Raw genomic sequence first — 12326 nt, forward strand, 5'->3', positions numbered from 1 at the left:
ATGTTACAAATCGCATTTATTAGAGAAAATCAGGAAAAAGTAATCAAAGCTTTGGCAAAAAGAAGTATTGATGCTACTGCTATTGTTCAAGAAGTGGTGCAATTAGACGAAAAACGTCGTGCTACACAAGTAGAATTAGACAATATTTTATCCGAATCTAATAATATATCCAAAGAAATTGGCGATTTGATGAAAAGTGGCGAAAAAGAAAAAGCTGCTACTCTAAAAGAAAAAATTGCTACCAATAAAGAAAAAACCAAAGAACTGTCTGAAACAACTGAAGCTTTAGCAAAAGAGTTATTAGATAAACTATATACATTGCCTAATCTTCCGGCTGACATCGTTCCTGAAGGAAAAACACCAGAAGAAAATCTAAATATTTTTCAAGAAGGTGATATTCCAGTTTTGCATGAAGGTGCGCAACCTCACTGGGAATTGATAAAAAAATATGATATTGTCGATTTCGAATTAGGAACAAAAATTACAGCACCAGGTTTTCCTGTTTATAAAGGAAAAGGAGCCAAATTGCAACGTGCGCTTATTTCTTATTTTCTAGACAAAAACACCGATGCGGGATACCAAGAATACCAAGTACCACACATGGTAAACGAAGCTTCTGCATACGGAACGGGACAGTTACCAGACAAAGAAGGACAAATGTATCACGATGCAAAAGACAATTTATATCTTATTCCAACAGCAGAAGTTCCAGTAACAAACATTTTTAGAGATGTTATTCTTAACGAAAATGAATTACCCATTTTATGCACAGGTTATACGCCATGTTTCCGTCGTGAAGCAGGTTCTTGGGGTGCTCACGTTCGTGGACTAAATCGTTTGCACCAATTTGACAAAGTAGAGATTGTTCGTATAGAGCATCCGGATAAATCTTATGAAGCCCTAGAAGGAATGGTAGAACATGTGAAAAGCATTTTGCAAGAACTAAAATTACCATATCGAATTCTTCGTCTTTGTGGTGGAGACATGGGTTTTGCATCGGCATTAACCTATGATTTTGAAGTTTTTAGTACAGCGCAAGATCGTTGGTTAGAGATTTCATCAGTATCTAATTTTGAAACGTTTCAGTCTAATAGATTAAAATTACGTTTCAAAGATAAAGATGGTAAAAACCAATTGACACACACCTTAAACGGAAGTTCATTGGCTTTGCCAAGGGTTTTAGCAGGAATTTTAGAAAATTATCAAACACCAGAAGGAATTGTAATTCCAGAAGTACTTAGAAAATATACAGGTTTTGATATAATTAATTAAAAACTACAGAATTTTTTAGATGTACTAATGAAGCATAAAAATTGTTACATTAGTACATTGTTTTTTTAGATAATTAATGAAAAATTTATTTCTATATATCGTTTTGTTATTTCCAATGTTTGTTTTCTCGCAAAATGAACAATTGGCGCAAAATTATTTTGACAGAGGTGAGTTCGATAAAGCAATACTTATATATGAAAATTTAGTAAAAGGTCAGCCCAATAATTACAATTATTTTCAGAAACAAGTTGCTTGTTACCAGCAACTAAATCAGTTTGATAAAGCCGAAACGATTATCAAAAATAGAATAGAGAAAACCAAACAACCCAATCTATATATCGAATTAGGGTATAATTATCAGTTGCAAAAAAACACCGATAAAGCCGATAAAAATTATAAAATTGCCCTCGAAAAAATAAAGGAAAACCCAAATAATGTATATACTGTTGCAAGAGATTTCGAGCAAAAAGTATTGGTCGAACAAGCTATCGAAGCTTATCGTTTAGGAACTTTAGGAAATCCTGACGCAAATTTCGATTATCAAGTATCATTATTACAAGGTCAGTTGGGAAAAATAGATTTAATGATTGATACTTTACTTGATTATTCATTTAAATTTCCAATAAATTTACCATTGGTTCAGAACCAATTAACTCGATTTATGTCTGAGGATTCTCAAAAAACTTTTTCTGATAGTTTAAAAAAAGCATTGCTCATTCGCACTCAAAAAACACAAGATATTTTCTGGAATCAATACATGAGCTGGTTTTTTGTACAACAAAAAGAATATGCAAAAGCATTTATTCAAGAAAAAGCTATTTTCAAAAGAAGTCCAGATAATTTAGGCAACATTATTAACTTGGCAAAGTTAACTATCGATGATAATGAAATTGAAACCGCAACCGAAATCCTAAATTTTATTTTGCTAAATACACAAGATTTAGAATTACAAATGGAAGCTCATTATCGATTAATATCGATTGATATTGATAAAGCAACGACAAAGGAATATCCAATTATAAAAGAAAAACTAGATTTGTTATTAAAGAAATATGGAATTTCTCCTTATTCTATAAGATTACAAATTTTGAATGCACATTTTGATGCTTTTTATTTGAAACAATTTGAATCAGCTAAAACAGTTTTGACCAAAGCTTTAGATTTACCTATAAATAATTACCAAAAAGCGGATGTAAAAATGGAATTGGCCGATGTTTTATTACTTGATGAAAAATTCAATCAAGCCATCATTTATTATGCTCAAATAGAAGACGATTTAGAAAGCGATCAAATAGCTCATGAAGCCAGCTTAAAAATGGCAAAAGCCAGCTATTATAAAGGAGATTTCGATTGGGCACAAAAACAATTTACAGTTTTAAAATCGTCGACATCACAACTTATTGCTAATGATTCGATGGAATTATTCTTACTCATTAGCGACAACACTGTCGAAGATTCGACGCAAGTGGCTTTAAAAAAATTCTCGAAAGCCGATTTTTTAGCTTATCAAAACAAAAATGCAGAAGCATTACAAGCATTTGAAACTATTTTACTTCAACATAAAGGAGAAAAGATAGAAGATGTAACTTTGCTCAGAATTGGAAAATTGTATGAGAAACAAAATAATTTTCAACAAGCACTTAACTATTACCAACAAATAATAGACAAACATGCTGACGGAATTTATATCGATGAAGCTTTGTTTTTTTCTGCCGAAATTTACAGAAAACAATTGCCCGATATTGCAAAAGCAAAAACGTATTACGAGAAAATATTATTTGGTCATGAAGACAGTATTTATTTTGTCGAAGCTAGAAATAATTACAGGAAATTGAGAGGTGATACCAATTTATAAACAGACAATTAGATTTTTCGAAAAGTCTAGTAATCTAAAAGTCTAACAATCTAAAAGATGATAATATACAACGTAACAGTAAATATTCACGAAAGTGTGCACGATCAATGGTTTTCTTGGATGCAAGAAAAACATATTACCGATGTTTTAGCAACAGGTAAATTTACTTCAGCTAGAATGGTCAAAGTTTTAATAGAAGAAGAAATGGGTGGAGTTACTTATTCCATTCAATTTACAACAGATAGTAAAGAAACATTAGATAAATATTACCAAGAAGATGCACCGAAAATGCGTGAAGAAGGTTTACGTCTTTTTGGTGATAAAATGTTGGCTTTTAGAACAGAATTGGAAGTAATTAGTGAGCATTAAATAGATTATTAAAGAATTAGATTACCTAAATCTAATCAACTTAAAAATCCACAATAAAATAATCTATTAGAATTATGGAAGCAGTAAAAGCAAAAAAACACCTCGGACAACATTTTCTAAAAGATGAAAGTATTGCAAAAGCAATTGCCGACACTTTAAACCTAGAAGGTTATAACAATGTACTAGAAATAGGACCAGGAATGGGAGTTCTTACAAAGTATTTATTAGAAAAAGAAGTAACTACTTATGTGATTGAAATCGATACAGAATCGGTGACATATTTAGATGAAAATTATCCGAAACTAAAAGATAAAATCATTTCTAAGGATTTTTTAAAATATAATATTAATGAAATTTTCGATGAGAAACAATTTGCTATTATTGGAAATTTCCCATACAATATTTCGACTCAAATTGTGTTTCGCGCTTTAGAATATCGCAACCAAATTCCAGAATTTGCAGGTATGTTTCAAAAAGAAGTAGCTCAAAGAATTTGCGAAAAAAAAGGAACAAAAGCCTACGGAATTCTATCAGTTTTAGTACAAGCGTTTTATGATGCCGAATATTTATTTACAGTCGATGAAACTGTATTTATTCCGCCACCAAAAGTGAAATCGGGTGTACTGCGTTTGCGAAGAAAAAAAGATTATAGTTTGCCGTGTGGAGAAAAATTGTTTTTTACTGTGGTAAAAACAGCCTTTCAACAACGAAGAAAAACATTGCGAAACAGTTTAAAAACACTAAATTTGTCAGATAATTTAAGAGAAGACGAAGTTTTTAATCTTCGACCAGAACAATTAGATGTTCAACAATTTATAGAATTGACAAAAAAAATAGAAGCCGATGGAATTTAAAATCAGCAAAGATCTAATAAAAGAATTAGAACAACTCATTCAGAATAAAGACGACCAGCAATTGGAAGTTTTATTGAATGACTTGCACCATGCTGATATTGCCGAAATTCTAGATGAACTAGATTTTGACGAAGCAACTTATATTTTTAAAGTTTTAGATTCCGAAAAAACAGCCGAGATTCTATTAGAACTCGAGGACGACTTACGTGAAAATATATTGGGACGTTTATCCCCAAAAGAAATCGCCGAAGAACTTGATGAATTAGAAACAAATGATGCTGCCGATATTATCGCCGAACTTTCTAAAAGCAAGAAAGAAGAAGTAATATCAGAACTTCAAGACGTAGAACACGCCAAGGATATTGTCGATTTATTACGTTACAAAGAAGACACAGCAGGTGGAATCATGCACAAAGAACTCGTAAAAGTTTACGAAAACTGGAACGTACTTACTTGTATAAAAGAAATGCGTATTCAGGCTGAGAATATCTCTCGAGTACACTCAATATATGTTGTAGATGAACAAGATAAATTATTAGGGAGATTATCGCTTAAGGATTTACTTACAACATCTTCAAAAACACCAATTAGTGAAGTTTATATCAAAAAACTAAACTCGGTGATGGTCGATACAGAGGATATTGAAGTAGCTCGAATCATGCAAAAATATGACTTAGAAGCAATTCCTGTTACCGACGAATTAGGTCGATTAGTAGGTCGAATAACTATCGATGATATTCTTGATGTAATAAAAGAAGAAGCCGATAAAGATTACCAATTAGCAGCAGGTATCACACAAGATGTCGAGGCAAACGATAGTGTTCGTGAACTAACAAAAGCAAGATTACCTTGGTTACTTATCGGAATGTGCATAGAAATAGTTGCATCGTATGTCCTAAAAAGTAACGAGATGACCATGCGAACCTATTTTACATTAATGATTTTTGTTCCATTACTATCTGCAACAGCAGGAAACGTTGGTGTACAAGCATCGGCAATAGTAGTACAAGGATTAGCAAACGGAACACTTAAGCAATTTTCTAGAAATTATTTCTCAAAAGAACTTACTGTAGCGCTTATTTCAGGAACTATAATTTCTATGCTTTTATTAGCATATCATTCGATAATGTATCAACAATATTTAGTTGGTTTTGCTATATCAATATCCATAATTGTAGTTATCCTTTTTGCAGCAACACTCGGAACATTAGTACCTTTTTTCTTGCACAAAAACAAAATAGATCCAGCAATAGCTACAGGACCTTTCGTTACCACAACTAACGATGTTTTTGGGATTATCCTTTATTTTTCCATTGCAAAACTAATACTAGGTTTTTAGACTTAACATTATGAAAATAAATATTATAGGTGGTGGAAACTTAGGTGTAGCGATCGCTTTAGGAATAACAAAATATACTACAGACAATCAAGTTACAGTTACCAAAAGAAACATAGAAACCATTTCTTATTTACAAGAAAAAGGAATCGAGATTTCTAACAATAATGCACACAATATTCAACAATCTGACATTATTGTTTTAACCGTAAAACCATATCAGATAGAGACTGTTTTAAACGAAATTTCTGATAAAATTCAGAACAAAACCATCATTTCGGCAGTAAGTGGTGTATCAATAAGTACTATTCAGAATATAGTTGGAAATAACCATGCTGTAATACGAATTATGCCAAATATTGCAATACAGTTTGGCGAATCTGCTACCTGCATTTCGTTTGAAGAAAAAGACAAAATCGAAGCCCAAAAAGTAATTTCACTATTTCAACAACTAGGAACAGCACCAGTAATAGAAGAAAAACTAATGGATGCCGCTACAGTGCTTGGCGCTTGCGGCACCGCTTATGCTTTACGTTACATTCGTGCTTCGATGCAAGCAGGAATAGAAATAGGTTTCGATGCCCAAACGGCACTCGCCATAGCAGCTCAAACGGCAAAAGGCGCTGCAAAAATGCTTCTGGAAGAAAAAGTGCATCCAGAACAACTCATAGACAGAGTAACCACACCACAAGGTTGCACCATTGTAGGACTTAACGAAATGGAACACCAAGGCTTTAGTTCGTCATTAATAAAAGGAATAAAAACCTCATTGCAGAAAATAAAAGAGTAATTTTATTTGAAGCTATTCCTGCTATACGTTACAATCTTTTCCTTTTTCCTTTAAAAAGGAAAAGGATTTTCACTACTATCAGGGCTAAAAAATCAACATTACATTCCAAAATCTACTTCGTTTATGTACCAAAAATAATTACCTTTATTTTTTTATATAAAGATGAACCCACAAAACATAAAAATCCTTCATATCGATAGCAATCATCCATTACTTATGGCGCAATTGCAAGAAGCAGGATTTATAAACCACGAAGATTTCACCTCTTCAAAACAAGAAGTCGAAGCAAAAATTCATGAATATCAAGGTATCGTGATTCGCAGCCGATTCAAAATCGATAAAACATTTCTAGACAAAGCTACCAGTTTACAATTTATAGCACGTGTAGGAGCAGGACTGGAAAGTATCGATTGCGATTATGCCACCAGCAAAGGAGTTCATCTCATTGCAGCGCCCGAAGGCAATAGCAATGCGGTGGGAGAACACGCATTAGGTATGTTACTTTCGCTAATGAATAACCTCAACAAAGCCGATAAAGAAATTCGTTCCGGACACTGGAATCGCGAAGCAAATCGCGGTCACGAACTCGACGGAAAAACAGTTGGTATTATAGGTTACGGAAATATGGGAAAATCATTTGCCAAAAAACTACGTGGTTTCGATGTACAAGTTTTATGTTATGACATACTCGAAAATGTAGGTGATAATAATGCAAAACAAGTCTCGCTACAAGAACTACAACAAAAAGTAGATGTTTTAAGCCTGCATATTCCTTGGACTCCTGAAACCGATAAAATGGTAAACACTCATTTTATTAATGCATTTGCAAAACCTTTCTGGCTTATAAATACCTCTCGTGGCAAGAATGTAGTAACAAACGATTTGGTTATTGCCTTACAATCTAAAAAAATAATGGGAGCAGGACTTGATGTTTTAGAATACGAGAAACTCTCATTCGAAAACTTATTTGAAGAGCAAAAACCAGCCTCTTTCGAGTATTTGCTACAAGCAGAAAACGTTTTGCTATCACCCCACATTGCAGGTTGGACTATAGAAAGCAAAAAGAAACTAGCACAGGTAATCGTCGATAAGATTAAACGAATTTATTAGTTACTGTTTAAAAAAGTTTATTTTTAATTCTAATGAATAATTTATTGAGAAAGGGTCATTAGAGAGCAAGGATTAATACAAGAATATACTTCTAGCCAAAGAAATTACAAGGATATCATATATGATCATCTATATGGGTATTATAAAACCATCAAATTTCAAAAAGGAGCTTAAAAAAATACTATTTTTGGTTCACACACACATTAAGAAAAACAAATTTGTAATTAATAACACACACACAAATGAGCAATAAAGATTTTAAAAGAGTAACAGGAATAGGAGGAATCTTCTTCAAAAGCGAAAACCCAAATGCGACTAAAGAATGGTACAAGAATCATTTAGGTCTTCCTGTAAATGACTATGGTTGTACATTTCGCGGGAAAGACAGCGATGGCAACGATTGTGCAACACAATGGTCGCCATTTGCAAAAGACACAAAATATTTCGAGCCCAGCGAAAAACAATTCATGATTAACTTTAGAGTAGACAATCTAGAAGTATTATTAAAAACCCTAAAAGACGAAGGGGTAACAATAGTAGGCGAAATGGAGTCTCATGATTATGGCAAGTTTGGCTGGATTCTAGACCCAGAAGGAAACAAAATCGAACTTTGGGAACCTAAATAAGAAAAGCATACATTCGGGTACATAAAAAATCCAAAAACAAAAAACATGATAGATTGGTATAAAAAAGTCCTAATATATAATTATGCAAATTTTAGCGGAAGAGCAAGACGAAGCGAATACTGGTATTACATCTTAATGAATATTATAATCTTTATAGCCTTAATGGTTTTATTTGGGGTATCTTCATCTATTTCAAATGACTTAGAAGACATTTTTATAGGCTTACTAGTTATTTGTTTTTTAGCAATTATTATTCCTAGTCTAGCAGTAATTGTTAGGAGACTACACGATATAGGGAAAAGCGGAACATATTATTTCGTAAGATTTATACCAATAGTAGGACCAATATGGTTGCTAATACTATTATGTACAGAAGGTGAAAAAGGAGTTAATAGATACGGAAAAGACCCCAAAAGAGTATTTGACGAAATAGACGAAATAGGGAGAGACTCAGAAAGTTTTAACTAAAAGAGCTAAAAAAAACCAACTTTAAATACCTAATGTTAAAGTTTTCTAAAATTTTTATATATTAGCAATGAATTTTTTTAAAAGTTTAAGAAAATTCAAGAAAAATAAATTAACTAAAAAACAAACTAAACATGATTAATTGGTACAAAAAAGTAGTTCTAGAAAATTACGCAAATTTTAACGGAAGAGCAAGAAGAAGCGAGTATTGGTATTTTGCTTTAGTAAACATTATAGTATTAATTGTTGCTGCGGTTTTAGATAATTTATTAGGAATAAATTTCGATCCACTACCTTATGGATACATTTATTTTGCCTATGCTTTAGCGGTTTTTGTTCCCGGATTAGCAGTTTCTGTTAGGAGATTGCATGACGTTAATAAAAGTGGTTGGTTTTATTTAATTGTATTAATTCCATTAATTGGAGCCATTTGGTTATTAGTGTTATTTTGCACCGAAGGAGATAAAGCAGCAAACCAATATGGTGAAGACCCTAAAGGAAATAACGAATTAGACCAAATAGGTCACGAATAAATAATTAAAAATAAAGCCTTTTATGGAAACAACAAAACCAACAGAAGACTGGAACAATGCACCACAAACAAGACAAGAAAACAAAAAAGTTTTAGCCGGAATAATGGGTATCTTGTTTGGCGGTTTGGGTATTCATAAATTTGTTTTAGGATACACTCAAGAAGGAATTATACAAATTGTAGTTTCTATCGTTACATGTGGGATATTTAGCATCGTCGGTTTTATAGAAGGAATAATCTATCTAACTAAAAGTGATGAGGAATTTTACCAAACCTACCAAGTAGGAAAAAAGGGATGGTTCTAAGAATAAAAAAAGGCGAGAAATTATTTTCTCGCCTTTTTTATTTTAATCTTAGCATTCACCCTTCTCAGCTAATTTTCTTTCTAACTCCGCCTGAAACTCTTCCATAACAGGTTTCATAGTGCTTTCTGGAATGTCAGAAATTCTTATATACATTAATCCATCAACAGCGTTATTAAACAAAGGATCTACGTTAAACGCTACAACTTTTGCATTCTGTTTAATGTATTTTTTTATTAAAACTGGCAAACGCAAACTACCTGGTTCTAGTTCGTCAATTAATTTATCAAACTTAACTAAATCGGCTTCGGCTTCATTAAAAATAAAATCCTTATCGGCGTCTTTTAGTTTTACTTTATACTCTTTTTTAGGATGAATATATTGTGCAACATAAGGATCATAATAATTAGATTTCATAAACTCAATCATGAGCGACTTCGAAAAATCTGAAAACTGATTGCTTATACTCACACCACCTATCAAGAAAGTGTGTTCAGGGTTGCGTAGAGTAGTATGCACAATTCCTTTCCAAAGTAAGAATAAAGGCATTGGTTTTTGCTGATAATCTTTAATAATAAAAGCCCTACCCATCTCGATAGATTTGCTCATCATATCATACAGTTCTGGCTCAAAACGAAATAAATCTTGAAGATAAAAACCGTCTATTCCATATTTTGCAAAGATCTCCGATCCCAATCCCATTCTATAAGCTCCAGCAATTACTTTAGCTTCAGAGTCCCACAAGAACAAGTGGTGGTAGTGTTTGTCAAATTTATCTATATCTATCGATTCGTTTGTGCCTTCACCCACTTCTCTAAAAGTAATTTCACGCAAACGACCTATCTCATGTAAAACATTAGGAATATCTTTTGCTTCTGCAAAAAATACCTCGTAGTTTTTACTTTCTAATAATCGGTCCCCTTTTTCACGAAGAGTGTCAATTTCGACAATCATTTTTTCTCGATTGGCACCAGTAACAATTTCTTTCGGATTTTTAGGCAATTTTAAACTTGGTACAGTAAGTAATTTGCTTTCTTTCTCGAAAGCATTAGCCAACATATAAGTTTTTTTACGTAAAAATTCCGAATAGGCCTCGATAGTTTCATGTTCGTTTTGTTCGGCTACAGAAATAGGTTTTCCAATACGAACCTTAATCACTCGGTCTTTCTGAGTAAGTAATTCTGAGGGTAATTTTGCCGTACGAAGCGTATCACTTATTTTAGATAAAAAGTAAAAGAATCGACTGTTTTTTGCATGAAAATAAATAGGAACTACAGGAACTTGGGCTTTTCTAATTACTTTTATAGCGCCTTCTTCCCATGGTTTATCAACCATTATTTTACCATCTTTATAAGTAGAAACTTCTCCTGCAGGAAACATCCCTAAAGGTTTTCCGTCTCTTAAATGACGAAGTGTTTCCTTAATCCCTATCACACTCGATTTTGCATCTTTGTGATCCTCAAAAGGATTTACAGGCATGATATAAGGTTTCATAGGTTCTATCCTATGAAGCAAAAAATTAGCAATAATCTTAAAATTAGGCTCTCTTTCAAGCATCAGTTTCAAGAGTAAAATACCATCAATTCCTCCAAGCGGATGATTAGAAACTGTAATGTAAGCACCATCTTTAGGCAAACGTTTTAGATCTTCTTCTGGAATTTCGAACTTAATTTGAAACTCATCTAATATAGCATTCAAGAATTCTAATTCAGACAAATGTTTATTTCTGTCATAAATTTTATTAAGTGTCGATATTTGGAGTGCTTTCATGAGCAACCATCCTGAGAAAGTTCCCAAAACTCCATATTTGTCGGTATTTATTGCTTTTGCAACTTCTTTAGCGGTAACTAAACCCATTTAGCTCTGAATTTTTGGCGAAAAACAAAGATAACAAAAGTTGTTTAATTTTCAGAAAAACTTTCGCCTTAATCTATATTGTTTCTTAAATCACTATCTAAAAAACATTGATTATAAAGACTTTAAAAGTAAATTAAATTTCTTTTCTAAATTGACTATTTTTTCTATACTTTTGAAAAAACGAATCGTCTAAAAATGAAGATTATTTCATACAATGTAAACGGAATTCGAGCTGCCATTACTAAAGGTTTTCTCGAATGGTTGCAAGCTGCAAATCCTGATGTTATTTGCCTTCAGGAAATAAAAGCCACCGAAGATCAAATTCCTGTTATGGAAATAGCATTAGCTGGTTATCCGTACCAATATTATTTTTCTGCACAAAAAAAAGGATATAGTGGTGTAGCAATTTTATCAAAAATAGAACCCAAAAATATTGTTTTCGGAACAGGAGTAGAACACATGGATTTTGAGGGAAGAAATGTTCGTGTCGATTTTGATGATATTTCGATAATGAGTTTGTATTTGCCATCTGGAACAAATATCGAAAGATTAGACCATAAATTTATGTTTATGGATGATTTTCAGAATTATATTAACAAACTAAAAATAGAAATTCCGAATCTTGTTATTTGTGGTGATTATAATATTTGTCATGAAGCAATAGATATTCATGATCCTATTCGCAATGCTAAAATCTCTGGATTCTTACCAGAAGAACGTGCTTGGCTGGACGGTTTTATGAAGTCTGGTTTTGTAGATAGCTTTCGTCATTTTAACAAAGAACCACACCATTATTCATGGTGGAGTTACAGAGCAGGAGCTCGCGGCAATAACAAAGGTTGGCGTATAGATTACAATTTAGTTAGCGAATCACTAAAAGAAAGAATGAAACGAGCAATTATTTTGCCCGACGCAAAACATTCTGACCATTGTCCCGTTTTAGTAGAAATAGAATAAT

Annotated in this window: 13 protein-coding genes; 12 read left to right on the forward strand and 1 reads right to left on the reverse strand. The window is 32.6% G+C overall.

The annotated features are described in order from the left end of the window. The 11 genes from serS (at position 1) to ACKVOV_RS12715 (ending at position 9514) form a co-directional block, all read left to right on the forward strand. Positions 1-1272, forward strand: coding sequence for a serine--tRNA ligase (gene serS / locus ACKVOV_RS12665; RefSeq protein WP_409207124.1), 1272 nt, complete (start codon positions 1-3; stop codon positions 1270-1272). A gap of 76 nt (positions 1273-1348) precedes the next feature. Next, complete coding sequence (locus tag ACKVOV_RS12670) at positions 1349-3127, forward strand: tetratricopeptide repeat protein (protein ID WP_409207125.1); 1779 nt, start codon at positions 1349-1351, stop codon at positions 3125-3127. A gap of 57 nt (positions 3128-3184) precedes the next feature. Further along, positions 3185-3496: a DUF4286 family protein gene (locus ACKVOV_RS12675; RefSeq protein ID WP_409207126.1), complete on the forward strand. Its 312-nt coding sequence runs from the start codon at positions 3185-3187 to the stop codon at positions 3494-3496. A gap of 74 nt (positions 3497-3570) precedes the next feature. Then, positions 3571-4350 carry a 16S rRNA (adenine(1518)-N(6)/adenine(1519)-N(6))-dimethyltransferase RsmA gene (gene rsmA, locus ACKVOV_RS12680; protein ID WP_409207127.1) on the forward strand — a complete coding sequence of 260 codons (780 nt, stop codon included), beginning with the start codon at positions 3571-3573 and terminating at the stop codon, positions 4348-4350. After that, entirely contained in the window at positions 4340-5689 is a 1350-nt protein-coding gene (mgtE, locus tag ACKVOV_RS12685; protein ID WP_409207128.1) for a magnesium transporter, read from the forward strand. The genes rsmA and mgtE overlap by 11 nt, the downstream gene beginning before the upstream one ends. 10 nt (positions 5690-5699) lie before the next feature. Continuing rightward, positions 5700-6476 carry a pyrroline-5-carboxylate reductase gene (gene proC / locus ACKVOV_RS12690; protein WP_409207129.1) on the forward strand — a complete coding sequence of 259 codons (777 nt, stop codon included), beginning with the start codon at positions 5700-5702 and terminating at the stop codon, positions 6474-6476. Positions 6477-6638: 162 nt separating this feature from the next. Then, positions 6639-7586, forward strand: coding sequence for a 2-hydroxyacid dehydrogenase (locus ACKVOV_RS12695; RefSeq protein WP_409207130.1), 948 nt, complete (start codon positions 6639-6641; stop codon positions 7584-7586). Between the two features lie 242 nt (positions 7587-7828). Beyond that, positions 7829-8212, forward strand: a complete 384-nt coding sequence (locus tag ACKVOV_RS12700; protein WP_409207131.1) for a VOC family protein — start codon at positions 7829-7831, stop codon at positions 8210-8212. Between the two features lie 45 nt (positions 8213-8257). Then, on the forward strand, positions 8258-8680 hold the full coding sequence (locus ACKVOV_RS12705; RefSeq protein WP_409207132.1) for a DUF805 domain-containing protein: 423 nt from the start codon (positions 8258-8260) through the stop codon (positions 8678-8680). 131 nt (positions 8681-8811) lie between these two features. Next, positions 8812-9210: a DUF805 domain-containing protein gene (locus ACKVOV_RS12710; RefSeq protein WP_409207133.1), complete on the forward strand. Its 399-nt coding sequence runs from the start codon at positions 8812-8814 to the stop codon at positions 9208-9210. A gap of 22 nt (positions 9211-9232) precedes the next feature. Then, positions 9233-9514 (forward strand): TM2 domain-containing protein, encoded by a 282-nt coding sequence (locus tag ACKVOV_RS12715; protein WP_409207134.1) that lies wholly within the window; start codon positions 9233-9235, stop codon positions 9512-9514. 48 nt (positions 9515-9562) lie between these two features. Here the strand turns inward: ACKVOV_RS12715 and ACKVOV_RS12720 are convergent, their stop codons facing one another. Then, a complete protein-coding gene (locus ACKVOV_RS12720) occupies positions 9563-11368 on the reverse strand; it encodes a GNAT family N-acyltransferase (protein ID WP_409207135.1) in 1806 nt (601 codons plus the stop codon). Positions 11369-11563: 195 nt separating this feature from the next. Here ACKVOV_RS12720 and ACKVOV_RS12725 point away from each other — a divergent pair, with 195 nt between their 5' ends. Beyond that, the gene (locus ACKVOV_RS12725) at positions 11564-12325 is read left to right on the forward strand and encodes an exodeoxyribonuclease III (protein ID WP_409207136.1); all 762 of its coding nucleotides are present in this window, start codon (positions 11564-11566) and stop codon (positions 12323-12325) included. Position 12326 lies beyond the last annotated feature (1 nt).

The sequence above is a fragment of the Flavobacterium sp. genome (assembly GCF_046153165.1).
GTDB lineage: Bacteria > Bacteroidota > Bacteroidia > Flavobacteriales > Flavobacteriaceae > Flavobacterium.